21 protein-coding genes are annotated in these 25,925 nt (G+C 41.4%); 12 read left to right on the forward strand and 9 right to left on the reverse strand.

The genetic code is table 11. The features are described 5' to 3' along the window. Positions 1-3: 3 nt before the first annotated feature. The 3 genes from rplT (at position 4) to DXX92_RS08925 (ending at position 4,147) form a co-directional block, all read left to right on the forward strand. Positions 4-363, forward strand: coding sequence for a 50S ribosomal protein L20 (gene rplT, locus DXX92_RS08915; RefSeq protein ID WP_116000136.1), 360 nt, complete (start codon positions 4-6; stop codon positions 361-363). A gap of 156 nt (positions 364-519) precedes the next feature. Next, positions 520-1,623, forward strand: a complete 1,104-nt coding sequence (locus DXX92_RS08920) for a phosphoribosylaminoimidazolesuccinocarboxamide synthase (protein WP_116000137.1) — start codon at positions 520-522, stop codon at positions 1,621-1,623. Positions 1,624-2,002: 379 nt separating this feature from the next. Continuing rightward, positions 2,003-4,147, forward strand: a complete 2,145-nt coding sequence (locus tag DXX92_RS08925; protein ID WP_116000138.1) for a methyl-accepting chemotaxis protein — start codon at positions 2,003-2,005, stop codon at positions 4,145-4,147. 416 nt (positions 4,148-4,563) lie between these two features. On the opposite strand, the gene DXX92_RS08930 is transcribed toward DXX92_RS08925, so the two are convergent. The 3 genes from DXX92_RS08930 to DXX92_RS08940 form a co-directional block, all read right to left on the reverse strand. Then, positions 4,564-5,202: a GNAT family N-acetyltransferase gene (locus DXX92_RS08930; RefSeq protein ID WP_116000139.1), complete on the reverse strand. Its 639-nt coding sequence runs from the start codon at positions 5,200-5,202 to the stop codon at positions 4,564-4,566. Positions 5,203-5,217: 15 nt separating this feature from the next. Next, a complete protein-coding gene (locus DXX92_RS08935) occupies positions 5,218-5,934 on the reverse strand; it encodes a DUF1456 family protein (RefSeq protein ID WP_116000140.1) in 717 nt (238 codons plus the stop codon). Between the two features lie 113 nt (positions 5,935-6,047). Further along, positions 6,048-6,740, reverse strand: coding sequence for a helix-turn-helix domain-containing protein (locus tag DXX92_RS08940; RefSeq protein WP_116000141.1), 693 nt, complete (start codon positions 6,738-6,740; stop codon positions 6,048-6,050). 228 nt (positions 6,741-6,968) lie between these two features. On the opposite strand from DXX92_RS08940, the gene DXX92_RS08945 reads away from it, so the two are divergent. Together DXX92_RS08945 and DXX92_RS08950 are read left to right on the forward strand one after the other, a co-directional pair. Beyond that, positions 6,969-8,516, forward strand: coding sequence for a methyl-accepting chemotaxis protein (locus DXX92_RS08945; protein WP_116002360.1), 1,548 nt, complete (start codon positions 6,969-6,971; stop codon positions 8,514-8,516). Positions 8,517-8,602: 86 nt separating this feature from the next. Then, positions 8,603-10,663 (forward strand): bifunctional diguanylate cyclase/phosphodiesterase, encoded by a 2,061-nt coding sequence (locus tag DXX92_RS08950; protein ID WP_116000142.1) that lies wholly within the window; start codon positions 8,603-8,605, stop codon positions 10,661-10,663. A gap of 272 nt (positions 10,664-10,935) precedes the next feature. Here the strand turns inward: DXX92_RS08950 and DXX92_RS08955 are convergent, their stop codons facing one another. Then, complete coding sequence (locus DXX92_RS08955; protein WP_116000143.1) at positions 10,936-12,930, reverse strand: HAMP domain-containing methyl-accepting chemotaxis protein; 1,995 nt, start codon at positions 12,928-12,930, stop codon at positions 10,936-10,938. Between the two features lie 754 nt (positions 12,931-13,684). On the opposite strand from DXX92_RS08955, the gene pheS reads away from it, so the two are divergent. From pheS to DXX92_RS08970, 3 genes are read left to right on the forward strand one after another with little or no spacing between them, the layout of a single operon-like run. Further along, positions 13,685-14,665 (forward strand): phenylalanine--tRNA ligase subunit alpha, encoded by a 981-nt coding sequence (gene pheS, locus DXX92_RS08960; RefSeq protein ID WP_116000144.1) that lies wholly within the window; start codon positions 13,685-13,687, stop codon positions 14,663-14,665. Between the two features lie 11 nt (positions 14,666-14,676). Further along, entirely contained in the window at positions 14,677-17,094 is a 2,418-nt protein-coding gene (gene pheT, locus DXX92_RS08965; protein ID WP_116000145.1) for a phenylalanine--tRNA ligase subunit beta, read from the forward strand. A 3-nt stretch (positions 17,095-17,097) separates the two neighbouring features. After that, positions 17,098-17,388 (forward strand): integration host factor subunit alpha, encoded by a 291-nt coding sequence (locus DXX92_RS08970; protein ID WP_116000146.1) that lies wholly within the window; start codon positions 17,098-17,100, stop codon positions 17,386-17,388. Between the two features lie 118 nt (positions 17,389-17,506). Here the strand turns inward: DXX92_RS08970 and DXX92_RS08975 are convergent, their stop codons facing one another. The 3 genes from DXX92_RS08975 to queC all read right to left on the reverse strand — a co-directional run bounded on the left by DXX92_RS08975 (position 17,507) and on the right by queC (position 20,276). Then, entirely contained in the window at positions 17,507-18,016 is a 510-nt protein-coding gene (locus tag DXX92_RS08975) for a DUF2937 family protein (RefSeq protein WP_116000147.1), read from the reverse strand. After that, positions 18,013-19,464 (reverse strand): HDOD domain-containing protein, encoded by a 1,452-nt coding sequence (locus DXX92_RS08980; protein ID WP_116000148.1) that lies wholly within the window; start codon positions 19,462-19,464, stop codon positions 18,013-18,015. The genes DXX92_RS08975 and DXX92_RS08980 overlap by 4 nt, the downstream gene beginning before the upstream one ends. Positions 19,465-19,610: 146 nt before the next feature. Beyond that, the gene (gene queC / locus DXX92_RS08985) at positions 19,611-20,276 is read right to left on the reverse strand and encodes a 7-cyano-7-deazaguanine synthase QueC (RefSeq protein ID WP_116000149.1); all 666 of its coding nucleotides are present in this window, start codon (positions 20,274-20,276) and stop codon (positions 19,611-19,613) included. A gap of 69 nt (positions 20,277-20,345) precedes the next feature. Between queC and queE the strand changes: the two genes are divergently transcribed. Beyond that, positions 20,346-21,047: a 7-carboxy-7-deazaguanine synthase QueE gene (gene queE, locus DXX92_RS08990; protein ID WP_245961438.1), complete on the forward strand. Its 702-nt coding sequence runs from the start codon at positions 20,346-20,348 to the stop codon at positions 21,045-21,047. After that, positions 21,040-21,219 (forward strand): hypothetical protein, encoded by a 180-nt coding sequence (locus tag DXX92_RS08995; protein WP_116000150.1) that lies wholly within the window; start codon positions 21,040-21,042, stop codon positions 21,217-21,219. Before queE ends, DXX92_RS08995 begins: the two co-directional genes overlap by 8 nt. Here the strand turns inward: DXX92_RS08995 and pdsS are convergent. Further along, on the reverse strand, positions 21,191-23,449 hold the full coding sequence (pdsS, locus tag DXX92_RS09000) for a proteobacterial dedicated sortase system histidine kinase (RefSeq protein WP_245961439.1): 2,259 nt from the start codon (positions 23,447-23,449) through the stop codon (positions 21,191-21,193). The two genes, DXX92_RS08995 and pdsS, sit on opposite strands and share 29 nt — an antisense overlap. A gap of 2 nt (positions 23,450-23,451) precedes the next feature. Continuing rightward, positions 23,452-24,177 carry a proteobacterial dedicated sortase system response regulator gene (gene pdsR / locus DXX92_RS09005; RefSeq protein WP_116000151.1) on the reverse strand — a complete coding sequence of 242 codons (726 nt, stop codon included), beginning with the start codon at positions 24,175-24,177 and terminating at the stop codon, positions 23,452-23,454. Between the two features lie 244 nt (positions 24,178-24,421). Between pdsR and pdsO the strand changes: the two genes are divergently transcribed. Next, a complete protein-coding gene (pdsO, locus tag DXX92_RS09010; RefSeq protein WP_116000152.1) occupies positions 24,422-25,189 on the forward strand; it encodes a sortase-associated OmpA-like protein PdsO in 768 nt (255 codons plus the stop codon). 252 nt (positions 25,190-25,441) lie between these two features. Continuing rightward, positions 25,442-25,921, forward strand: coding sequence for a hypothetical protein (locus DXX92_RS09015; protein ID WP_116000153.1), 480 nt, complete (start codon positions 25,442-25,444; stop codon positions 25,919-25,921). The last annotated feature ends 4 nt before the right edge of the window (positions 25,922-25,925 follow it).

Consider the following 25,925-nt stretch of genomic DNA (forward strand, 5'->3'; position numbering starts at 1 on the left):
ACAATGGCAAGAGTAAAACGTGGTGTTGTAGCACGCCGTTCTCATAAAAAAGTTTTAAAGCAAGCTAAAGGTTACTACGGTGCTCGTAGTCGCGTTTATCGCGTTGCTTTCCAAGCAGTAACTAAAGCTGGCCAATACGCATACCGTGACCGTCGTCAACGTAAGCGTCAATTCCGTCAACTTTGGATTGCTCGTATCAACGCTGCATCTCGTCAAAATGGTTTATCTTACAGCCGTTTCATCAACGGTCTTAAGAAAGCTTCTATCGAGATCGATCGTAAGATCTTAGCAGACATCGCTGTATACGATAAAGCTGCTTTCACTGTACTAGTAGAAAAAGCAAACGCGGCATTAGCTGCTTAAGCTTGACTATTTGAATAGTTGAAACACAAAAAAGGACGCACTAGCGTCCTTTTTTATTAGCTAACATTTATTAGTTAACAAAAGCCTAAAGAAATTATTATTGTGTTTTCATCGATTGAAATCAGACTAATAGATTCTTTAAAGGAAAGTATAAGCATGAGTCTTGCTGATCAAGTTTTGGCGGTAAATGATGATTTACCCATCCGCACTGATAAACCTGTTCACAGTGGTAAAGTTCGTAGCGTTTATTGGTTAACAGAAGCCGACAGTCGTCGTTTAATCATCGAGAAAGGATACGACGTTCCCGCCGACACACCATTAGCCATAATGGTGATCAGCGACCGCATTTCAGCCTTTGATTGTATTTGGACAGGTGAGGGTGGCATGCGTGGTGTACCAGGTAAAGGTGCAGCGCTCAATGCGGTTTCAAACCATTGGTTTAAGCTGTTTAAAGAGCAAGGCTTAGCCGATAGTCACATTCTTGATATTCCTCACCCATTTGTCTGGATCGTACAAAAAGCACAACCTGTGATGATTGAAGCGATCTGCCGTCAATACATTACCGGCTCTATGTGGCGTGCCTACGAAAAAGGTGAGCGTGATTTTTGTGGTATTGAATTGCCAGAAGGCTTAAGCAGGGACAGCAAGTTACCAGAGTTGTTACAAACGCCATCAACAAAAGGTATTTTGAAAGGGATCCCTGATGTACCAGAGGCAGATGACGTTAACATTACCCGCAAAAACATTGTCGATAACTTCCAAGCCTTCAACTTTAAGTCGGTCGATGATATCGCTTTGTACGAAAAGCTGTTAACGCAGGGCTTTGATGTAATCTCAGACGCGCTTGGCAAGCTTGACCAAATTTTTGTCGACACTAAATTTGAATTTGGTTATGTCAAAGACAAAGCTGGTAATGACAAGTTAATTTATATGGATGAAGTGGGCACACCAGATTCTTCTCGTATTTGGGACGGTGAACAATATCGCGCTGGTAAAGTGGTGGAGAATTCAAAAGAAGGTTTCCGCCAACTATTGCTTAGTCATTTCCCAGATCCAGACATTCTGCTAAATAAAGAGCGAATGGAAGAGCGTGAAACTCTGGCACACGATAATGAATTACCTGCCGACGTACTCATGCAAGTGTCAAAAACTTATACCGGTATTGCCGAGAAAATTACTGGTGAAAAAATCATGTTAAGCGACAATCCTAAAGCTGAGATCATTAAAATATTGAAAACCCAGTACCAATTAGTTGACTAGGCAGTTATTATTTCTGCGAGGTTAATCGGCGAACTCAGCAAATGAAGCAACTGTAATCGTTACTAAAATTTGCTGGGCTTGCCCGTTAGTAAAGCTAATAGGTAATATGATTTAGCACAGAACTATGTATATAACTTTGTATTTAACGATGTTTACCAATTAGAGAGTACTCATTAAGTATCTAGGTAATTATTGAAAAATACATTAACGACACACATTTGTATGCGCCCCATTAAATCCTAAGGTAATATTAAGAATAATCTAATCATTACAACTACCTTTATACCTAACAAATGTATTTCAGATTGCGAGAAACTGAAATTTAGACTAGTTTCTCAATCTAAGTGTCCTTCAAATTAAGACAAAGGAATTTCCAATTATGGCAACGAAAACCGCTAGTACCCCAGATCACGACTATCAACAAATGATCGCAAAAGTTGATGCATTAAATAAGGTACAGGCCGTTATTGAATTTACATTAGACGGCACAATCGTGACCGCCAATGATAATTTTCTCAACGCAATGGGTTACACATTGGAAGAAGTTGTAGGCAAGCACCATAGCATGTTTGCAGAAGCTGGCTATGCGAATACCGCTGAATACGCTGCATTTTGGCAGCAGTTAAACCAAGGCGAATTTGTCACAGGTGAATTCAAACGTATCGGCAAAGATGGTCAGCCAGTTTGGATCCAAGCATCGTACAATCCAATTTTCAACGAAGAAGGCAAAGCCACAGGTGTTGTAAAGTTTGCAACTGATATCACCGAGCAAAAAATAGCGGCGGCGAACTTTCAAGGTCAAATTGATGCTATCAGTAAATCTCAAGCGGTAATTGAATTTAATATGGATGGCACCATTATCACGGCGAATGATAACTTCCTTAATGCCATGGGTTACAGTTTAGTCGAAGTGCAGGGTAAGCATCATAGTATCTTTGCTGACCCTGAGTACGCTAACAGTCTAGAGTACAAGCTGTTTTGGGAAAAACTAGGCCGCGGTGAATTTGAAGCAGGTGAATACCGACGTGTCGGTAAGAATGGGAAAGAAGTTTGGATTCAAGCTTCCTACAACCCAATATTAGATATGGAAGGCAAGCCATTTAAAGTGGTTAAGTATGCCTCAGATATTACAGCACAAAAATTACAAGCGGCTAATTTCTCAGGCCAGATTGACGCTATTGGTAAATCACAAGCCGTGATTGAGTTTGAATTAGACGGCACCATTATTGAAGCCAATGAAAACTTTTTAATGACCATGGGCTATACACTGGCTGAAGTGAAAGGTAAACATCACAGCATGTTTGCAGAGCCGGAAGTTGCAGGCAGTGCTGAATATCAGCAATTTTGGCAAAAACTAGGTCAAGGTCAGTTCGACTCAGGTGAATACCGCCGTTTAGGTAAGTTTGGTAAAGAGGTTTGGATTCAAGCTTCATATAACCCAATTTTAGACATGAACGGTAAGCCGTTTAAAGTGGTTAAGTATGCCACTGATATTACCCAGCGCAAACAAGCGATATCAGAAATCAAAGACAGCATTATGTCGTTATCGGAAGGAGATTTAACCAACCGTATTGACGCTGATCTAGGTGAAGAATTCAGCGTGTTAGGTGATTCAATGAATTCCTTGCTGGATAACTTAAACGATATGATGAGCACGATTCGCGATGCAGCTGATCATGTGTTCCACTCTTCGCGTGAGCTAGCGGTAGGTAACAGTGAGTTAAGTCAACGTACTGAATCTCAAGCGGCAAGTCTTGAGGAAACTGCCTCAGCAATGGAAGAACTGACTTCTACGGTTCAGCAAAATGCCAATAACGCAACGGAAGCTACTAAACTTTCTACTGTGGCGATGAGTAAAGCCAGTGATGGTGGCGACGTGGTTAACAATGCGATTGCTGCGATGCAGGCTATTGAAAAGTCTAGCAAGAAAATCTCTGACATCATCGGTGTTATTGATGAAATTGCATTCCAAACAAACCTACTTGCACTAAACGCCGCGGTTGAAGCCGCACGCGCTGGCGAACAAGGCCGCGGTTTTGCAGTTGTTGCAAGTGAAGTTCGTAACTTAGCACAGCGCAGTGCGTCTGCGGCGAAAGAAATCAAAGGTTTGATTAGCGACAGTGTTGATGCGGTTAATCAAGGTAGCAAGCTTGTCGATGATACAGGCAAGACATTTAGCGATGTTATCGGCGCGGTACAAGAAGTGGTTACCATGATTTCGGATATCGACTCTGCAAGTCGCGAACAAGCGGTTGGCATTAGCGAAGTGAGCAATGCGGTTTCGCAAATGGATTCGATGACACAGCAAAATGCCGCATTAGTTGAAGAAGCGACAGCGGCTAGCCGTTCGATGGAAGAGAAAGCGCAAGACTTACTTGAGCAAGTATCAAATTTCGAAACGGATGAAGCTTTACAAAGCCCAGTATTAAAGCCTGAAGTGACGCGCGCAAAAGACTTTAACCCGCGTCCTAAGCCGGCAGCGCGTTTACGCAAGCCAGTAGTTAATGAGTGGGAAGACTTCTAATTATCGTTTTAAAATAGCTAATAAACTAAGATAGTTAGCAAAATATCAAAAAAAGCCATCATCGAGTATTATCGATGATGGCTTTTTTAATTCATATGTTTTAGCTGGCAGTTACTAGTTGCTATTTAATACCAAATTGAATAATTATTTGATCACTCAGCGAGAATTTAAAGGCTCATAGACAAGGTTTGACGTGTAGAGAATGGTTATTCCCCTTTTTTTGAACGAAAAGCAAACGCCATAACGCAGTATATGTGCCTTTAAAACTCGCCCTTGGGAATGCATAAGCAGCATGATAACTGCACAAAATTCACTTGATGTAGAACGACTATATCGTCATAAATTTCGTTTGTTCTAATACTGCTTATGTCATTCTGAGAGGCTAAATAATTAATCAAATTGGTATAAGGCCAGTTTTATTCGTTATCAGCTAATAACTTAGGTGACGTGACCAAAATCTCATAGGGTAAAGGCTCAGCTAATAAATCTTCATCAATACTGAGTGATTGAAAGCCTTGTTTTTGGAAGTAGGCCGAAATTTCTGAACTCGTTGCGGTTTGCTCAGTTAACTTCATGGCTTGATAGTAAGCTTTATCTTCAGCCAACTCACATTCTTCTGGGTCGATAAAAAAGTGCATTGGCATCGCCATTAACCAAATCGACTGCGCTTTTGAGTATTCGTTTGCAAGGTAGTTTAGGATTGCTTTACCTAAACCTTTACCTTGGTATGCTGGCAAAACGCTAATCGCCTCTAGCATAATGTGCTGGGTTGCCTTTTTACTCTCTTGTTTTACTGAAAGTTGCTCACTAAGGTCAGCTTTTACATTGTGCCCTTTAAAAAATAAGTTTAATGGCAGCTCCCAATCTGTGGCACCTAGTTCTTCAAGTGCTTCACAGCTTTGTAGTGCATTGCGATGCTTGTTGATGGTTAGTAGCTCTAATTCAACTTTGGCGATAAGTTGATCGCCATCTAATACATTTAGCTCTTGATAAAGCTGCCATTCAAAATTTGTTTTAATCTCTGGCGATTGCAGGGAAAAGGTATAGTCGGTCATGAATTTGCCTTGTGCTTACTTATCTTTTTGTCCCCAGATTTGCTCTGGTTTAAGTTTCAATGTTTTGCGCTCATCTGACTTCATGCTGTCATCGCGTTGATTACTGGCATTTGGATTCACATAAACTTTACTTTTGTTTGGTCGTGCGCCTTGTTTCGCCAATTTGTCAGTTTTACTCTTTTTATTGGTAACAGCACTTTTGGGCTTGCCAGCATGCTTATTAGGTTGAGTATTTGCTGAGCTTTCCTGGTGGTCAGCGACAGCAGAGTTTTTGATTGGTCGCTGTTTTTGCTGGATTGCCGTTAACAAGTTACGCAATATTTGATCTTTACATTGACGAAAATGTTTGTGATCAGGCTTTCTAAAAAATGCACTTAGTTCAGCTTTACCTAAATTAAAATCAACTGATTTTAGTAAAGCTAATATATCTTCAGCTTTCAGTGATAAGGCAATTTTTATCTTAGTTAAAATTAAATTATTGCTAAGTTGCTTTTCGTTGACTGGCGTTTTCCCATCTTTTTTACCGCGATTTTTAACTACCCAGCCATTTAGGAAACCAGCTAATTTTTGATCAGACAGGTTAACTTGATCTTTATCGTCGTCTTTTCTTAACCAGTTGACTACTTGCTCGGTGGTCACACCAACATCTGCCAGTGCAAAAATGTCGCAAATCTGCTTGTCTGTGAAGTTATAGGTGAAACGCAGTCGGCGCAGAATATCGTTATTAGTCACTCGTTAATCTCATGAAAAGGGTAAACGCGTATTTTAGCATGAAATTGGTGATGCGCGCTTAACTTTGTAGCGCTACGATATTTTTACGCTATGGAATTGGATGTAATTAATTATCAAGTACTAGCAACTTCTTTACGTAAATCATAGATACATTTATCGCACTTTGCTTTTAGACACTTAGAGAGCTGTTCATGTTCAGTGAACACTTTAGCGACGCTAAAAGAAATCCCTTCTAGCAACTGTGTGTGATTTACAATGGGCATTAATGTGCATTGGTAAATATGGGGATTATGCACGGTGCTTATGTGAAATGAATCAATACGCAACTGGGTTAGCAGTTTAAGTGCGTTTAGTTTGATGCGTTTTAATTGTTGAACACAGATATGACTGGTTAAGTCTTCGAAACTATCTACAGGGCCCGCTGCTGGGTTCAAAATAGTGCTTGTGTTATAGCAACTGATTTTCCCGGTGCTGAAGTGATAGGCGCCAACTAGCACATCAAGTTCAGCAAGGTGCTGCTTAGTATCATTGAACGCATGATTATCTAGCACTTTAATAAAGGCATTTTTACCTGAATTTACGCTTTGTTCTCGTGTAGTAAAACCTTTTGTGCCATATCGCAGCCAGTCTTCATCAACCGCTAAACTGCGGGCGAGTTTGGTTAAAGAGTGCGAGCTGATGTTGTCGGTAGCAAACCATTTGTAAATTGATTGTCGGCTAATGTTAGTAAGCCGAGATAACTGCGAAATTGAGATGTTGCGCTCTGCCAACAACTTTTTCAGTCGGGAAGAAAACTTATGTGCCATAAACTTCAGGCTAGTACTTTTGCTTATTATTATGATACTCGGCTGCTGGTCGCTAATCTTGATCTGCGTCAACCTGCTTTGGCTTTTTAGTATAAAATGTAAGGGTTTTCATGGCTTAGACTGTAAGGTGTCAAGTTATAGTTGACACATTGGCAGCGATTTGACGATTGTCAGATAAATTTACAAGCTAGCGCATCACTTCTACATTATTTAATGGCAGTTGAAAGGATGTCACGAGAAGTAAAGTTAGCCCATGATGACGTACTCATATCAGTTACGGATACCGAAAGCCATATCACTTATGCGAACCAAAAGTTTTGTGATATAGCGGGATTTACGGAAGATGAATTAGCCAATCAACCACATAATATCGTTCGCCATAGCGAGATGCCCAAAGCGGCGTTTGCCAATATGTGGCAGTATATAGAAAATGGCGAATCATGGATGGGACCGGTTAAAAACCGCTGTAAAAATGGTGATTACTACTGGGTAAATGCCTTTGTTACGCCGATTAAAGATCAGCAAGGTAAAATTGTTGAATACCAATCGGTACGCACCCAACCTGATCCAGAGGTTGTCGAACGAGCGAGCAAAACCTATCAACAGCTTAACCAAGATAAGTTGCCAGCCAAATTAAAATTCTGTACTGATGCCACACGCTGGGTGCAATGGCTACTGCCGTTAATACTACTCTACTTACTTACATTACCTTTCTTTTTCCCACAACTTACTGCAGCGATGCTACCACTGGTGTTAGTTGTGGCTGCGACAGTCGGTGTGTTTTCGTACTGGCGAATAAAATACCGCACCATGGTCAAAGCGACCAAAGAAGTGTACGACAACCCACTGATGAATTATCTATACGCCGGCACAACTGATGACATAGGCTCAGTGATTTTAGCGTTAAAAATGCGTAAAGCTGAATTAAATGCTGTGGTAGGGCGAGTGTGTGATGTCTCTACTCAGGTTACCGAAACCGCTAATGATTGCCATCAACTAGGTCAACAAGCATCAACGGCTTGTAGTGAGCAAAACCGTGAAACATCGCAAGTTTCGCAAGCGATAAAAGAGCTTTCCGACACCATAAACGATATTTCAACTACGGTTAAACAAGGTGCGCAGGCAAGTGAGCAAGGCATGCAACTTTCGCAGCTTAGCCAATCTACCGTGACGGATATGCTCGGCGCAATCGATGCATTGTCACAACATTTGTCATGTGTTGGCGGCACGATAGAACGATTAATTACCGGTACAAATTCGATCGAAACGGTATTGACTGAAATTAGTGGTATTGCGGATCAAACTAATCTACTTGCGTTAAACGCTGCGATTGAAGCAGCACGTGCCGGTGAACAGGGCAGAGGTTTTTCCGTTGTCGCTGAAGAAGTTCGAGCACTTGCCATTCGCACACAGTCTTCTACGGAAGAGATCAACAGCTTACTGAGCCAAATCAAAACTGAATCTGCAGGAGCCATCAAGGAAATGAATGAAGGTGGCGATCTTTCTGCGACTTGTGTTGAGTTGGCGACAGCCACAAAACAAGCCCTAACCGACATTAATAATGAAGTTCATCGGCTTTCAACACACAGTGTCGATATTTCTGTCAATGTTGAGCAGCAAGCAGTGGTGGCTGAACAAATTAGTCATAACTTGCAATCAATTTCTGCAATGTCATCTGATACTGACGAACATAGCAAGAGCGCCTGCCAATTGAACCTGAACCTGTTGCACCGAATTAGTGACCAACAGCGCCTAGTTGGCCAGTTTTTGAATTAACGTTTGTAAGGCGTTTTATTAGTGCGTTTTTTTGGTACGTTTTTTAGTAATAAAAGTTAAGTTATTCCCTAAGTTCGAGAAGTTCGATGAATGAAGTTGTATTAAGTAGTCGTTTCCCTGAATTATTGTCTGATGCTATTGATCCTATGTTGATATTGCGTGGCGAAGACGTGATTGACTGTAATCAGGCGGCTTTGGATTTCTTTAAATTTGCTAACCGGCGCGAGTGTTTAACTAAGCGACCCTGGGATTTGTCACCAACCTATCAGCCTGACGGGCTACTTTCACTTGAAAAAGGTTGGCAGAAAATTATGGCTTGCTACCAACACGGTAAGCAGCGATTCTTGTGGTTACACCGAGACATGCAGCAACTTCTGCACTGGGTTGAAGTTACTATTGTAAAAATTTCGCACGGTGATAGCAGTTATATTCACGCGACGATTCGTGATGTTGTAAAAACGCAAAGTGATAACGACTCACAATCAAATGAAGAAGAGGGCACTCAGCTATATCAGATTGATAATGGCTATCGTGAACAGCTCGATTTGGTGAATCCCTATATCCAGCTATTACACGAACATAAAAAGGTGATTGATGCTTCTTCGATCGTGTCAAAAACCAGTCCTAAGGGCATTATTACTTACGTTAACAAAAATTTTTGCGAAACCTCCGGTTACCATGAGCGTGAACTTATTGGTCAAAGTCACAATATTATTCGCCATCCCGATATGGACGCCGCGGTATTTAAAGATTTATGGCGCACCATAGCGCGCGGTAAAATTTGGCAAGGGGTGATCAAAAATCGTAAGAAAAATGGTGACACGTATTTAGTGAAAAGCACCATAGCACCGATATTTAATGATAGTGGTCGTATCGCTGAATATATCGCGATTAGACAAGATGTTACTGAATTTACAAAACAAAAGTTAGTCATTGAACAACAAACTATTGACCCAATTACCAAAGCAAAAAACTACTCTACTTTACTTAGTGACATGAGTAGTGAGCTGCAATGTCATATTGCCATTATTGATATTCCTGACTTAGAAGTGATCCAAAACGCTTATGATATTAAAGAGTATTATCGGGTGTTTGCGCGTGTTGCCTCTCAACTAGCTAGCTTATTGCCAGTCGAAGCAACACTATATCGCCACTCTGGTCGCTCTTTTGCTGTATTGATGCCTAATACCATACTATTTAACGATTTTATTCGCTTTTGCTTAGAATGGCAGAATGAGCTCGAAGAGCGAGACATAGAAACGGCTAACAATTTATTCTCGTTATCTTTTTACATTGGGTTAGCGCAATGGATGCCTGATGCCGACTTGCTCAGCCGAGCACGGATGGCGTTAGTGGGTGGTGATGAGCTGAATCAAAAACTTTCTGTTTTCACACAAGGTAGCAACATTCACAGTCGCTTGCTATCCACCATTGATTGGACAAATCGCTTAAAGTCAGCAGTTGCGGGTAATGGCATTGTCATTTTTGGTCAGAAAATAGTGAATCAGCAACACGACTATTATTCCACCGAAGTACTTATGCGCTATTTTGACCCAGACAAGCAGCATTATGTCTCACCAATCGAATTTTTAGGTTATGCCAAACGTTCAAAAGTTTACCCAAGCCTGTCACGTGTGGTGATTGAAAAAGCGTTTGAATATTTTGCCAGCAAGCAGCAACGCTTTTCGCTGAACTTATCAAAAGCGGATATCTCCGATCGGTTTACTGCAAATTTAATACTTTCATTACTAGACAAATACCAACTCGGCAAAAACGTGATTATCGAGCTTGTTGAGTCGGAGAATTATGAGCTAGATGATCAAAAGTTTGCTGATTTCCTCGTCAAGCTAAAAGCGCACCAATGTCAGATTGCGATTGACGACTTTGGCTCAGGCTACTCTAACTTTGAATATTTAACCCGCTTACCCGTCGATATTATTAAAATTGATGGTTCACTAATAAAGCAGATAGCGACGAATCAAAAGCATCAAGTTATTGTGAATACCATAGTGAACTTCTGTCACTCACTGGATATTAAAGTAGTGGCGGAATACGTTGCCAACGAACAGGTGTTAGACAAAGTGAAAGAGTTTGGCGTGGATATGTACCAAGGCTATCACTTCCATCAACCGGAAAGATTGCATTAATGTACTAAATTTAGAACAAACTCATCCGAATAGGGAATAGGGAATAGGGAATAGGGTACATTGCAATTGAGGCGGTGAAACATAACCTCTCTTATTGAATAGGTCATATTCTGAGTATGAGCTAGTACAATTGAAAAAGTTGTCATAGAAGAATTCTGGAGCCGACATTACCTTGCCGGCTCCGTAGGTATTTGGCTCTTGTTAGGGGCCGCAATCAAACTAGATTGTGAATCTATCGCCTTTACTTGTTAAAGTTACCCTAATGAGAGATTTTATAGTTTGAACCTTTCTAACATAACTCTTAGCTCGTTTGCTGAGCTTGTTAAGTTATTTGTTTCCTTTGCATTCAAGGTTGAAATATCAACAGATTGCTGGATTACTTTGTCTATTTCAGCCACACCTTGATTAATAAAGTTCACTCCTTGAGCTTGCTCGTTATTGGCATTAGAAATATCTGACATAAGCGATGCAGTTTCGTTTATTTGGCTATAGATCTGTTGCAACGCATCCGATGTTTGCTCCGCAATTTGATTACCTGTTGCTGTTTTCGCTGTAGACATAGCAACTAGCTTTTTGGTTTCCTCTGCAGCTTGTGTGCTTCTTGCTGCTAATCCTCTTACTTCGTCGGCTACAACGGCGAAGCCACGACCTTGCTCACCAGCTCTTGCTGCCTCAATAGCAGCGTTTAGCGCCAGCAAATTGGTTTGAGCGGCAATTTCATCAATTGTATTAATAAAGTTAGAAATACTTTGACCTGCTGAGTCTATTTCGAACATCGCTTCTGTCATTTGCTGCATCTTGTCTCGGCCAGTTTGTGCAAATTGCTTTGCGTTATTGGCTAGTTCAGTCGCCTTTTCGGCATTGGTCGCATTTAAATTGGTTTGCGTCGAAAGCTCCTCTAAAGACGAGGATATTTGTTCCAGCGATGTTGCTTGATTAGTCATTCCTAACGCTAGGTCATCACTGTTTTTCAACACCACATTACTGGCTGAGCTAATGTTGGCGCTAGAGGTTTGAACTTGAGAGATGACGTCGTGCAATTGTTCTGTCATGGTTTGCAGAGACTGGCCAAGATTATCTTTGCTTGACGATAAATTGATATTCTTCGATAAATCGCCTTCGGCAATCTTAGCAGCTAATTGAGCTTTGTCTCTCAATCGCTCTACCATAGTGATTATGGCTGAATACAGGCTGTCAGGTGCCGAATTGTTTTTTGGTAAATTAAGATCAAGCTCACCGTCGGCAACTCGTTGAGCCACAGAAATTACTTCTTTAGGCTCACCGCCCATCTGATTCAGAATCAGCTTGGTAACGATAATTGAAGCAAATATGCCAATAATGATTGAAATAACAACAATGACTTCGATTAATAGAATAGAGTTTTCATTCGCGGCAACTAGTTCAGGCCCTAATGTGTCCTGCACCGACTTAATATCTAGTTTTACGTTTTCAACTTTTCTGGCGACTTCAGGTCCTATCTTATCTAAGCTATTGGTGATAATGCTGTTGCGTTGAAGAATGATGTCGACAACTTTTAGAAAAGTTTCGTAATATTCAGCGGTTAATTTCTGGGTATTAGCTAACAGTTCCCTTCGTGTAAGGTTTTGCAACTCCGAATCTAAAATCTCTAACTCTTTGTTTAGGTCGGCAAATTCACTTTTAACCCTATCTACGTCGGATAATTCATTAGTGTTTAGAAACTTACCCGCGTACAAACGCGCTAGTAGTAAGCTTCGAGTCGCCAAGGATGCCCCGTAGGCAGCGACCATATCACCATCTTCTCTAGCCGATTTGAGTATCCTAGTGAGGTTTTGCTCTGCTTCAGGCCCCTTAACATCAAGTACCTGCTTCACTAATTGATGACGCTCTCCAATAAGAGAAACGACCTGTTCAAAGCTGTCATGATAAAGCGTTAAACTATTGTCTACCTCGTCAATTGCTCTGGCTCTATTTGGCTGATTGATTTCTCGCTGCGCATCTTGCATAAAGCTCTGAGTTTTTTGCCAATATTCTTCGAACTGCTGCTTATCTTTATCTGAGTTAGTGATAATAAAGTCTTTAACATTCATCCTTACCATTAACATGTTGGCTTGGACTCGACCTGATAAGTTCGTATCTCTGGCCATTTCACGATAGCCAGTAAACCCTTCTGTTGCATTTTGCAGGGCAAAGTAGGAGATAACACCTACTACCGCAATAAGCGTTAAAACAACTCCAAAGCCCGTATACAACTTTTGTGCTAGTGTTAGTTGCTGATATTTGTTCATCAATTTATTCCGTTAATTATCCAGTATTAATTGTAATCATGGATTGTTTAAAACTGAAGCTATGAAACAAGAGTACTCTTTCCTATATTTAACATTTTCATAACCTTTGGTTAAACAAATGGTTACTTGCTCCATTAAGTGTTGGAAAGATCAATATCAAACGTGTTGATTTGGAGGACTTAGTTAATTGGATGGTGTCCACTACAATGGACAACGACAGCTCGATAGTGAAATTGCTCTAAATTTAGTTTTAACTAAGCACCAAGAATTATGAATTTAGACGCAGTAGGGTAATAACTTGTTTGTTTTGTTTATTTTAGTTCTTATTGGCTTATATTTAGCGCGGAAAGCTTTGGTTGAAAAGTCATACCTAATCGCTTTGTATTGCTTACTGGAAATTTTTTTTCATCATTAGTGTTAATTACCGAAATTAAGTCGTAATTTAGCTTAATATCTAGACAAAAATGACAGTGCCACATCAATAGTTATAAATAGCTAGGCTCTTTCTTTATTACCCATCAATTTCATTTAGCACGCTTAATCTTTTACTTCTTAAAAAAACACCAGCAAAAATCCAATAAAATTAGCGCTAAGCCAATATTAGCTCTACATTTCTACTCGCTTTTTATGTAGAATCATTCACCATTTTTTTAAATAGACCTATTCCAAGAAAAGTCCAAGAAAAGCATGGTTTTTCAATGTGGTGTGGGCATAAGAATAAGTCTAACTTAAGCAATTCGCTTTAGAGGAAATCATGAACTTAGACGATATAATTTTGCAAGCAGAGCAAGAGATCGCTGCGGCGTCGACACCTGCTGCACTAGATGACGTGCGCGTAAGCTACCTAGGCAAAAAAGGTGTGTTTACCGAAAAGATGAAAGGCTTAGGCCAGCTACCTAAAGAAGAAAAGCCAAAAGCAGGCCAAGTAATCAACCAAGCTAAGCAGCAAGTACAAAAGCTATTAACTGAACGTGGTGAGTTACTGCGCGCAGAAGAAATCAAAGCAAAATTAGCGGCTGAGTCAATTGACGTAACCTTGCCAGGTAACACTAACGAGATTGGTGGCTTACACCCAGTTACGAGAACAATTGAGCGTATTGAGTCATTTTTCAGTGAGTTAGGCTTTGAAGTAAAAGCGGGTCCAGAAGTGGAAGATGATTTCCATAACTTCGATGCCTTGAATATTCCTGAGCATCATCCAGCACGTCAAGATCACGATACCTTCTACTTTAACCCTAAGTTGGTATTACGCACGCAAACATCAGGCGTGCAAATTCGTACTATGGAAGCGGAAAAGCCGCCATTGCGTATTATCTCGCCGGGTCGCGTATACCGTAACGATTACGATCAGACACATACGCCAATGTTCCATCAGGTAGAGGGTTTATTGGTTGATAAAGACGTGAGCTTTACTCACCTAAAAGGTATCTTGCACGACTTTTTACATAACTTCTTTGAAGAAGATCTACAAATTCGTTTCCGTCCCTCTTATTTCCCATTCACTGAGCCTTCTGCAGAAGTGGATGTGATGGGTAAAAACGGCAAATGGTTAGAAGTACTAGGTTGTGGCATGGTTCACCCGAATGTACTTAAATCAGTGGGTATCGATCCAGAAGAATACACCGGTTTCGCCTTTGGTATGGGTGTTGAGCGTTTAACTATGTTGCGCTACGGCGTGAACGACTTGCGTTCATTCTTTGAAAACGATCTTCGATTATTAAAACAGTTTAAGTAAGGCGAGCGATAATGAAATTTAGTGAATCTTGGTTAAGAGAGTGGGTTAACCCAGAGAGTACTTCTGACGAGTTAGCGCACCAAATTACAATGGCTGGCCTTGAAGTTGACGGCGTTGACCCAGTTGCGGGTGAGTTCTCAGGCGTGGTTGTTGGTGAAGTAGTTGAATGTGGTCAACACCCAGATGCAGACAAACTGCAAGTCACCAAAATTAACGTTGGTGATGCCAGCACTGACGGCGAATTATTAGATATTGTTTGTGGCGCGAAAAACTGTCGCTTAGGTCTTAAAGTGGCTGTTGCTATGGTTGGCGCTGTGCTACCGGGCAACTTCAAAATTAAGAAAGCGAAACTTCGCGGTCAACCTTCATTTGGTATGCTGTGTTCAGAGTCTGAACTAGGCATGGCAGAAAGCGCCGATGGTATTATTGAATTGCCAGCTGATGCGCCAATCGGCACCGATATTCGTGATTACTTAGACTTAAACGATAACACGATTGATGTTGATTTAACCGCTAACCGTGGTGACTGTTTAGGTATTAAAGGTTTAGCGCGTGAAGTAGGTGTACTTAACAGCTTAGCTGTTACTGAGCCTGCTATTGAGCCAGTACCTGCGACGATTGAAGATACCCGCGAAATTAACTTATCAGCACCAGCTGCGTGCCCGCGCTACTTAGGTCGTGTCATTAAAGGCATTAACCTTGACGCAACAACACCACTTTGGATGGTAGAAAAGCTGCGTCGCTGTGGTGTGCGTTCAAATGACCCTGTGGTAGATGTCACTAACTATGTATTACTTGAGTTAGGTCACCCAATGCACGCTTTCGATTTAGCAAAAATCGATGGCGCAATTGATGTACGTTTTGCGAACAAAGAAGAAAAGCTAGTTTTATTAGACGAAAACGAAGTGACGCTTTCGGAAGAGACCTTAGTTATCGCTGATACTGGTTCTGAAGGTAAAGACGGCAAGTCACTAGCGATGGCAGGTATCTTCGGTGGTCTTCACTCTGGCGTAGCTGAAGGTAGTAAAGATATTTTCCTAGAAAGTGCCTTCTTTGCACCATTGGCGATTCTTGGTAAAGCACGTCAATACGGTTTGCACACTGATGCGTCACACCGCTATGAGCGTGGTGTTGATCCTGAGCTTCAACGCAATGCGATGGAGCGTGCAACTCAGTTACTTCTTGAGATTGTTGGCGGTCAAGCTGGCCCAATCGTTGAAGCAAAATCTGACGAGCATATTCCTCAGCCACGCCAAGTAAGCCTTCGCCGTGCGAAATTAGACCAACGTATCGGTTTACACATTGAAGATGACAAAGTTTCTGAAATTCTAACTCGCTTAGGTTTCACAGTTGCGTTCGCGAACGATGTTTGGGAAGTAACTGTACCGGGTTACCGTTTCGATATTTCAATTGAAGTGGATTTAATTGAAGAAGTGGCGCGGATTTTTGGTTACAACAATATTCCAAATGTTGCGCCGCAAGCATCACTTTCAATGCGCAAGCACAGCGAAGGTAAGTTAGGTCTAACTAAACTGCGCCAAGCGCTGATTAATCGCGGTTACCAAGAAGCGATCACTTACAGCTTTGTTGATCCGAAAGTACAAGCTTTGCTACATCCTAACCAAGAAGTAATGACGCTACCGCATCCAATTTCATCAGAAATGTCGGTGATGCGTTTAAGCCTGTGGACCGGTTTATTACAAGCGGTAACTTATAACCAAAACCGTCAGCAAGGTCGTGTTCGTTTGTTTGAAACAGGTCTGCGTTTTATTCCTGACGAAAGTGCAGAAAACGGTGTACGCCAACAACAAATGATCGCAGGTGTAATCTCAGGCTCACAAAACCAAGAGCACTGGAACTTAGCCAAAGTAGCCGCTGATTTCTTCGATATCAAAGGTGATGTTGAAGCTATGTTAGCAGTGACTGGTAAAGGCGCTGAGTTTGAATTTTCAAAAGCAGAAATTGATGCATTACACCCAGGTCAAACAGCGGCAGTTCACAAAGATGGCGAGCTAGTTGGTTACCTTGGTACCTTACATCCTGAATTAGAAAGAAAATTAGGATTAAACGGCCGTACTCTAGTGTTTGAATTATTGTTAGACGCTGTTCTAACCTTAAATGTACCTGAAGCTCGCGATATTTCTCGCTTCCCAGCCAACCGTCGCGACATCGCGGTTGTGGTTGAAGAGCAAGTTGAAGCAAATAATGTGTTACAACTCATTGAAAAGGTTGGCGGAAATAATTTAGTTGATCTAAACTTGTTCGATGTATACACAGGCAAAGGTATCGAACCTGGCTTTAAGAGTTTAGCGATTGCAATGACCTTGCAAGACGTTGAGAAAACTCTTGAAGAAAAAGATATAACAGAAGTTGTTAATCGGGTTGTTGATACATTAAAAACTGAACTAAATGCATCACTGAGGGATTAAGCAATGGCGCTAACCAAAGCAGAAATCGCAGAACACCTATATGAAAAGGTCGGGTTGAGCAAACGCGATGCTAAAGATATGGTTGAGATATTCTTCGAAGAAATTCGAGAAACTCTTGAAGAAGGTGAGCAGGTTAAATTATCAGGCTTTGGCAACTTTGACTTAAGAGAGAAAAGTGAACGTCCTGGCAGAAACCCTAAGACTGGTGAAGATATTCCTATCTCTGCCCGTAAAGTGGTTACCTTTAGACCAGGTCAAAAACTTAAGAGTCGTGTTGAAGACGGCAACGAGTAAAGTTTGCTATTGGCTGCAAGATAAATTACCTTTAACTTGTTGCTAGCGAAGACAAAAAATCGAGGCTTAGGCCTCGATTTTTTTATGCATGAATTTTTTTGAATGCGATTGATTAACGCTATGCTCCTTGGGGTAACATTCGGCTAAATAACCCTGTAACTAGCATTCGAAGCCAAATAAATATAAAGGCTAACACAACACCTGATGCTAATGCTTCAACGGTTAATGGGATCGCTAATTGATAATAACCAAGCACAGTTTCTGCATCTTTAACATTTACATTCGTAAATAAGCTAATGACTTGCTCTATGTAACTGCTGCTATCAAGCGATGCAATGGTTTCTGTCAGGCTTTGTTTGCGAGTTAACATCTCACTGACCAATTGGCCGGTCTGTTCAATCGCTTGTTTACCACTTGCCAAGTAATCTTGAATTAACGCTGGAATACTGCCTTGGTAGTTTTGATCTGCTATTTTTTGGTAACCGCTTAAGTGCCACTGAGTTTCACTCAGTTTACCCGCTAAATATTGTTTATATTGTTGAATAAATTCGGGAAGTTGTACGGCTAAAATAAAACCTAAAGTAAATAAGCAATAGTCCAATGTGGATTTAATAGCAGTGGTGATCATGTGGCTTTTTTATTGGGTGAAATCAAGGTTAGGCACATATTAAGGTGCTGAGTCAGCAAATGAAAGTTGTCTAATTCTGCTTGCTCTATTGTTGGCTTTTTACGCTGCCCAATAATCATACCTATATTACTTTGTTTTATGTGGACAGCTGCGAGTACCAATTTTGATTTGGCGAAAAGCTTATTAACAGGGTAGGGAAAGCGAGCGTTACTGTGGTCGCTTTCGTTGTTTACGATCACAGGTTGTTGGGTATACAAAACTCGGTTTAGCAAAGATTTCTGATCTGTCAGTGAGATTGTTAACGGCTCTTCTACAACTTTGCCAAAGTGGTTAACGGTTTGGCGACAGGTTAATGTTTGTTTTAAATTGGTCAGCAAATAAAACGAGCAGGTTTCAAAATTTAGTATTCGAGCCAATTGCGTTAGTGCATATTCCAAGTAAAGGCTAGCGTCTTTAGTCGTTAACGTCATGCTGGTGAGATGCTGAATGGTTTTCAGCAATGCCGCTTCCTTATTGACAACTTCCTCATAAACAAACTGGTTATCATGCGCCAGCTCGGCAGCTGTCGGTAGCTTTTTCACGTATTCTATGAGTATTTGTGCACCGTACGACTCGAGCAACTTAATCGAGGTTTCGCGGGTTTGTTTAATGCGGTAAAGCAATTGCTGATCAGATATTTTCATTAACTTGGATATCTGGCGAATTATTTTGTTGTACTTCACTGCGGTCGGCGGGTTGTGAATATAATGGACCAGCTTGTCGGCGAGGTAGATAACTTGCATCTCTAGAGTGCGTTGCTCTGGATTATCGAGTGATTTAATCATTAAATCACCTAGTTGCCATCGGCGCGCTAAGCCAATGCTCAATTCATCAAACGACATTCCAATAAGTTCAATGCATGCTTCTTCGTATTGCTGTTTTGGTACACTGATTAAATGATCTAGCTCTTCTTGAAATTCTTTACCTAGACACCAGAATGCTGTTTCGCCAATTCTGCGCAGCATCGCTGCTATGTATACTTCTTCTTGGGTTTCATCGCTGTGATTAGGGAGCATCATTTTAGCAAGTTGTCCGGCAAAGAATGATTGCGCCATCAAGCTTTTAATTCTTGTGTAAACTTCAATATCGAGATCTTTATGTTTCAGCAGGCTTTCGATGACCTTAGAGGTCAGGCAAATATTTTTAACGGTTTGAATGCCAAGGATCACAGTCGCGCGAGAGACTGTGGTGATTTTATTTACCCCGATACGCTGAATGCTGTTGGCAACCTTTAGTAAAGAAGAAGAAAGCACTTGATCGTGCAAAATCGCGTTGCTTAATCTCGGTAGGGATGAAACATCATCGTTAGCAAATTTATCGAGTAACAGCGCAGTTGAGGTTAACGCTGGTAATTCTCGCTGTGAAATGATTGAAATCCAATGTTCTGAACTGGCTTTTTTTGCTGCCACACCACCACCAAAAACAAGCTAAGTTTTTGTTTAATATGAGCTACGTTTACTAAAGATGACAGACAAAAGAACAATTTACAAACAATAAGACTAAAAAGCGGGCAAGAATGCCCGCGTTATTTACGTCGTAGTTAGCTCTAGGGGATTCAAGCTGTAACTTCGTAAGTCAATGGATCCGTTGCGTTATTATCACGAAAGGCTTCTAAACGCTCTTGGCAAGCACCGCATTTTCCACAAGCGTGTTCACGACCGTTGTAGCAGGTCCATGTTTGGCTGTAGTCTAGGCCCATCGCTATGCCGTCAGTTAAAATAGCCGTTTTGCTAACACTTAAATAAGGGCTGTAAATTTCAACGGCTTCGTAATTGGCAATTTGGCAAACATCATTCATTTTCTCAACAAACTCTGGGCGACAGTCAGGGTAGATAGCGTGATCGCCAGAGTGTGCGCCGTAATAAACCTTTGAAGCACCAACTGAAACAGCGTAACCCACAGCGAGTGACAGTAAAATCATATTACGGTTCGGCACAACGGTAGATTTCATGCTTTCTTCTTCGTAATGGCCTTCGGGTATCTCGATATCATCGGTTAGTGACGAACCCGCCAATAACTGATTAATCGCTGAAATATCAATAACCTTATGCGGTACATTTAATGATTTACATACAGCTGCTGCACAATCAATTTCTTTAACGTGGCGTTGACCGTAATCAAACGTTAGTGGGTATACTTCCATACCATCTTTAATTGCGCGATTCAGTACTGTGTATGAATCCATGCCGCCGGAATAGATAACGACAACTTTTTCAGTCATTTATTACTTCTCTTGAGGTATAATCGATAATGCGTTGAATTTTACTTGATCTACTTCTTTAGCGAAAGCATGACAACTGATATAACACCTACCGACAATACCATTTTGTATAAAATTAATGAGATCTTTGAAACCCTGCAAGGTGAGGGTTCTTTTACGGGTCAGCCTTCTATATTTATCCGTTTACAAGGGTGTCCTGTCGGCTGTTCTTGGTGTGATACCAAGCACACTTGGGAAACCAAGCCTGAATTAGCCATTCCCGTTAACGATTTATTAGCGAAAAGCGAAGAGTCTGAGCACTGGAGCGAGTTGTCAGTTGATGGCATCGCTGAATTGTTTGTTGAGCAAAATTACCAAGCAAAACATGTGGTAATCACTGGTGGTGAGCCTTGTATGTTCGATTTGAAGCCACTTTGTGCAACGCTCGAAAGCCGTGGTTACAGCACACAAATTGAAACCTCTGGCACCTTTGAAATTAATACCACTGAAAAGTGCTGGGTAACAGTATCACCGAAAGTGAATATGCGAGGTGGCTACAAAGTATTATCGCAGGCGATGCAGCGCGCTAATGAAATCAAACATCCAGTGGCCACTGAACAACATGTTGATGATTTAAAAGCATTATTGGCAGAGCACCAAGTCACAGATAAACAAGTTTACTTACAACCAATAAGCCAAAAACAGCGGGCAACTGAACTCGCAATTAATACTTGTATTGAAAATAACTGGCGCTTGTCAGTGCAAGTACACAAATATATAGGTATTGAGTAGTTTTAAATTAGAGCATAGCCACAAGCCAGAGCATAGCCACAAGCCAGAGCATAGCCACAAGCCAGAGCATAGCCACAAGCCAGAGCATAGCCACCAAATCCTAGCGACAACAATAGCCGCTTTATACATTACAGCCTATCCGTTTATTCAGTTAGCGGTATTTCGATATTAATTTGCACGCCATTAGGGTCAAAACAGTTTTGCGCACTGATTTGTCCCTGATGGTATTCGCAAATTAACCGAGCGATAAAAAGCCCAAGCCCCAAATGTGGCTGTGAATTTGGCGATGGTTTTGAATTTGACGATGGCTGTGATGATTGCAAACTAGATTCACTGTTTACTAAAGCTTCTTCCCTTAGCGATACCATGGAATTAAACAAACGATTTTCCATCGTTTCTGGCAATAACTCACCATTGTTTTTCACCGTTAAAATCAGATTTTTCTTTACCGTGATCAGCATTATTTCTACTTGTGCGTCACAGCTAAACTCAACGGCATTGGTCACTATTTTCTCTAACATTTGCGCGAAGTGTTCAGGCGAACCTAGCACATTTGCTTTTTGATTCGGGGCCTGAAAGTTAAAAGTCGTTTCAGGGTGAATTTGCTTAAAACCGCTTATACAACTGGCAATAACCTCATAGGCATTAAAGGATTGCTTTTCGGTACGTTGTAGCAGTTGTTCAACGCGTGTAGCTTCTGTCATGCTGGTAATAATGTGATTTAGCCTGTGCACGCCAGATTCTGCACGCTCAATATAGGCTTTGGCGTTTTCAGGAATAGGGTACATAGACAAGTTTTCTATTGAGGTTCGCACTACGGCAATGGGTGTGCGAAGCTCGTGTGATAAACGCGAAGATAAGTTTTCCAAATATTGATTGTATTGAGTTAATCGCGATACCGCCGTGGAAAAACTTCGTGATAGATCGCCAATTTCGTCATTACCTTTTAGTGCCGGTAGGTCTTCTTTCACTCGCCCGTGCTCGTCTATTGCCACTTCTGCGTGATTACGTAGCTGACGAATCCGATTAGAAATACGAGACGCAAAAAAGAAAAAACTAATGGTACCAACCAGTAAAATGGCGAGAATTGACGTAAATAATTGCTCTAACGCTTTATTTCTCAGGGTTTTAATGCCATTTGTGGTTTCTTCAACAATCACGGCCCCTTGCACTTGTTCGTCTATATAAATAGGGTAGGCAGCAGAGAGGATCACCGCTTGTTTGTCGGTACTTAATCGCCATTGGCTATGTACTTCACCTGATAACGCTTGCTCGATATGCTCGCCAGCTAAGTGACTTTCATCGTAAAGCTGGTCGTAAAAATCTTGCGTTGGTTTGGTCAGCACCTTGTAATAAAGCGGATGTAACAGATTCGTTTGCAGCCAATGCCACCATGTTGGCCAAATGCCCGAGTTGGCATTAGTTGACGCGGTTGAGCGCCAAACACCACTTGCGCTATTAATATCACCAGCGCTCGCCAGTACCCGTTGGTGTTTATCTATTACCCAAATACTGGACTGGGTATAGCTCATGCCTTTCACAATACGCTCTATTTCTGGCGAAGGAACGAGAATAGTGCCTAGTTGCTCAGGATCGGAGGTATTAGCCGAGCCGACTAAACTCGTTGCCTTACTGCTTGTCGCATCAACATCGGCAAAACTAAAACCTATTTTATTACCGACATAGTCAAGCGGTAGGCGCAGTTCAACGTTATAGCCTGTGTTATTTGGCTGCCATACCCCCTGAATATAGTTAATCGGCTGTGGGCGACTTGCTTGATTATCTAGCTGAAAAGACTCTATCCAGCCTGCATTTTTATTGCTGACAATATATTGCTGATGCTCACCATTAGGGGCGGTAAGACTCAGCGTTAAATGATCATTGAGATAAATCGACCGTGCATTGTTGCCTCGAAAAATAAGTTTATCGTCAACAACATTAAAAAATAGGTACAAGTACTTGTCGTATTTGCCGACGGCAGCATTAAAGCGAAGGCTAACAGCTTGATTGGGCTCTTGCCAGATAATGTTTGAGTCTTCGTAAAAGTGCGCCTTACCTTCAAAGTCAGGCCAGTCGTTGTAGCGACCATCTAATTGAATGGGCTGGCGAATTTGAAAGCCGTATAGATCTTTACCTTTTTCGACACTGGCTAAGAAAGACGCTTGGTTGTCGAACAGATTCGGGCGATCGTGCAGTGTTGTTGCTAGCGCCCTAGCTGTCCCAACAATAGTCTGTTCTTGACCATAGCGTAGGTATTTTTCCATCTCCCAAACATATTGATAGCCAAACCATGGAATGGTGAAGAGAAAACTAGAGAGGATCACTAACTTGGTTCTTAAGCCAATGCGGATAAAGCCTTTGTTGGCAGAAATAGTGTTTGCGCGGCTAGGCAATGTAATCAAAACTATGCCTCGTTGCTAACTGATGAGGCGTTTTGCTCTGCATCATTCCAGCGATAGCCCATACCATAGACGGTTTCGATACAGTTAAAGTTCGCTTGAATTTTACTGAATTTTTTACGAATACGTTTGATATGAGAAGTAATGGTGCTGTCATCAACAAAAATTTGCGAATCTTGCATAAGTTGCTGCCGGTTTTTCACATGCCCTGGCGATTTTGCCAGCGCAAACACCATCCAGAATTCGGTAACGGTAAGCTCTACGTATTGGTTATGCCACTCAATTGTCATTTTTTGGCTGTCGATCACTAATGGCCCGCGTTCAATTAAGTTCTCTTGTTCTACTGGTTTATTCTGCGCATCTTGACGGCGAAAAAGTGCAGCAATACGAGCAGTTAAATGGGGTAGGCTTATGTCTTTGGTTAAGTAGTCGTCTGCCCCAATGCGCAGACCCGAAACAGTATCGACATCATTGTCACGCGCGGTCAAAAAGATAATAGGTAACGTAGAAGACTTGGCTCTAAGCCATTGGCAAAGTTCAAAGCCTGCATCGTATTCGTCGTGCAATCCAATATCTAGAATCACTAAGTTAGGAAGGCGAACGGTAAAAGCTGCTTCTGCGCTTTGACGATTAGCAAAACTTTGCACTTGATACCCTTGATGGCGCAATACGTCGGCATAATTTTCACGAATGGCGTCGTCATCTTCTACTATTGCTATGCGTTTACTCATGTCGCTTACTTCATTTACTCGATTATCGATGGCTTTGAGCCGCTTTCTTAATGGCGTTCACTATATCCTAATTTATTGTCAGCTGGGCACTTTTGGCGAAATTGCCAGAATGTTGCCACATTTGCTCGCTAACTTGCCATTTTTGTCGCCCGATTTGGTCGCTTTTGCTGTGTTTAATAATCATCAAGTTCCCAAACAACTTATTTAAACAGAACATAAGACCAAAAGGTAAAAGGATAACAAGATGAAAAAACTTATTTTAACGTCAGCAATCTTAACGAGCTTAGTATTAACACCTATGGCGCAAGCTGGTTCTCATGTTGAAGGCATAAGCGATAGCACTCTTACCGATGACACTTTTTCTGATGAGAGTAAAGAAGAACTAGGCTTCGGTGCTGGTGCGATTTTAGGTGGTATTTTCGGTGGTCCAGCGGGTGCGATGATCACAGGCCTTGCGGGTACCTTTTTAATGAAAACCCTCAATGGTGAAGAAGATATTGTTGAACTAACCAAAGCTAACAAAGCACAAGCGAAAAACTTCGAAATGCAGTTAGCGAGCCTTAAAAGCCAGATGCAAGACGCAGAATTTCAGCACCAACAAGAGCTGTTAGCGTTCGAGCAGTCGCAAGCAAAAGCCAGTGCTTTGCAGGCGAGTAATTTAATGATGAGCTTACAGTTCAATACAGGCTCAAGCGATATCCCAAGCTACTACGCTGAGCAAGTGAACGCGCTGGCTAGTATCCTCAACAGTAACCAAGACTTAACCATTGATTTGTCTGGTTACACTGACTTGCTCGGCAGTAGTAAACGCAACCAAGCATTATCGCTCGCTCGTGCGGAAAGCGTGAAAACCGCTTTAGTTAACCAAGGTGTTGGCGCGCATCGAATCAATACGACTGGCTATGGCGAGAATCACCCCGTAGTCGCCAACGCCCAACAAGAATCTAGCTTTTATGATCGCCGTGTGATGATCAGCGTTCAGCAAAGTGATAAGCAAATGGCAAAAAACTAATAATGAACGGAACAATTAAGGAGGGTTTACACACAAGAGATTTATAAAATTTCAGGATATAGCTAACTAAACTGTTTTAATCAAACAAAGTAACCAGAGCACGAGTTGTTGTGCTCTGGTCTTTTTTAATAAAGCGCACCGTATTTTGGTATTAAGTTGCTAGCTAAACGATAAAACAGCAACAACTGCAATAGTTCTAGTGCCATAGCTAACACTCTTAAAGGCGATCGAGTATAGTTAGGCAGTATCAGCATGTTGCATAAGCGATTTATTATGGCAATGAGTTACAGCACAAATTCCATCGACATTTCACAGTTTCGCCAACATGGTATTGTCAATCTTGAAATTCCGTCTGAGCGAGTCGTTGTTTATCATGCGCACGGCCCATTTAACAAAGAGCTGGCTCAAGCCTTGGTAAAGTTAGAGCAGCAGGTATGCCCTGTGTTCAAAGCTAAATGGGGTTACTGGGCTGATCTATGTGTGTTTAGTGAATCTTGTTTAGTATTGGAAGAGGCGATTGAATATTATCAAGATTACTTAAAATCATTTAAAGCAGAAGGGTTGTCGCCTATTGCCTCTGCTTTTATCTATTCGCCAGAAGTAGAAGGTCGATCACTCGCCGAAAATATTTACCAGCAGCTATATCAGTTTGCAGGCGTTAAATACGCTGGCTTCTCTAATTTTGATGATGGGTTAAACTGGGTCAACAATGAGTTATTGCTCAAACAATAACTCA

This window comes from Thalassotalea euphylliae, from assembly GCF_003390395.1.
Classification (GTDB): Bacteria; Pseudomonadota; Gammaproteobacteria; order Enterobacterales; family Alteromonadaceae; genus Thalassotalea_F; species Thalassotalea_F euphylliae_C.

Excerpts from the sequence above, each read along its gene's own strand:
- rplT (WP_116000136.1), top strand. The coding sequence starts at position 4 with ATGGCAAGAGTAAAACGTGGTGTTGTAGCACGCCGTTCTCATAAAAAA.
- DXX92_RS08920 (WP_116000137.1), top strand. The coding sequence starts at position 520 with ATGAGTCTTGCTGATCAAGTTTTGGCGGTAAATGATGATTTACCCATC.
- DXX92_RS08925 (WP_116000138.1), top strand. The coding sequence starts at position 2,003 with ATGGCAACGAAAACCGCTAGTACCCCAGATCACGACTATCAACAAATG.
- DXX92_RS08930 (WP_116000139.1), bottom strand. The coding sequence starts at position 5,202 with ATGACCGACTATACCTTTTCCCTGCAATCGCCAGAGATTAAAACAAAT.
- DXX92_RS08940 (WP_116000141.1), bottom strand. The coding sequence starts at position 6,740 with ATGGCACATAAGTTTTCTTCCCGACTGAAAAAGTTGTTGGCAGAGCGC.
- DXX92_RS08945 (WP_116002360.1), top strand. The coding sequence starts at position 6,969 with ATGTCACGAGAAGTAAAGTTAGCCCATGATGACGTACTCATATCAGTT.
- DXX92_RS08950 (WP_116000142.1), top strand. The coding sequence starts at position 8,603 with ATGAATGAAGTTGTATTAAGTAGTCGTTTCCCTGAATTATTGTCTGAT.
- DXX92_RS08955 (WP_116000143.1), bottom strand. The coding sequence starts at position 12,930 with ATGAACAAATATCAGCAACTAACACTAGCACAAAAGTTGTATACGGGC.
- pheS (WP_116000144.1), top strand. The coding sequence starts at position 13,685 with ATGAACTTAGACGATATAATTTTGCAAGCAGAGCAAGAGATCGCTGCG.
- pheT (WP_116000145.1), top strand. The coding sequence starts at position 14,677 with ATGAAATTTAGTGAATCTTGGTTAAGAGAGTGGGTTAACCCAGAGAGT.
- DXX92_RS08970 (WP_116000146.1), top strand. The coding sequence starts at position 17,098 with ATGGCGCTAACCAAAGCAGAAATCGCAGAACACCTATATGAAAAGGTC.
- DXX92_RS08975 (WP_116000147.1), bottom strand. The coding sequence starts at position 18,016 with ATGATCACCACTGCTATTAAATCCACATTGGACTATTGCTTATTTACT.
- queC (WP_116000149.1), bottom strand. The coding sequence starts at position 20,276 with ATGACTGAAAAAGTTGTCGTTATCTATTCCGGCGGCATGGATTCATAC.
- queE (WP_245961438.1), top strand. The coding sequence starts at position 20,346 with ATGACAACTGATATAACACCTACCGACAATACCATTTTGTATAAAATT.
- pdsR (WP_116000151.1), bottom strand. The coding sequence starts at position 24,177 with ATGAGTAAACGCATAGCAATAGTAGAAGATGACGACGCCATTCGTGAA.
- pdsO (WP_116000152.1), top strand. The coding sequence starts at position 24,422 with ATGAAAAAACTTATTTTAACGTCAGCAATCTTAACGAGCTTAGTATTA.
- DXX92_RS09015 (WP_116000153.1), top strand. The coding sequence starts at position 25,442 with ATGTTGCATAAGCGATTTATTATGGCAATGAGTTACAGCACAAATTCC.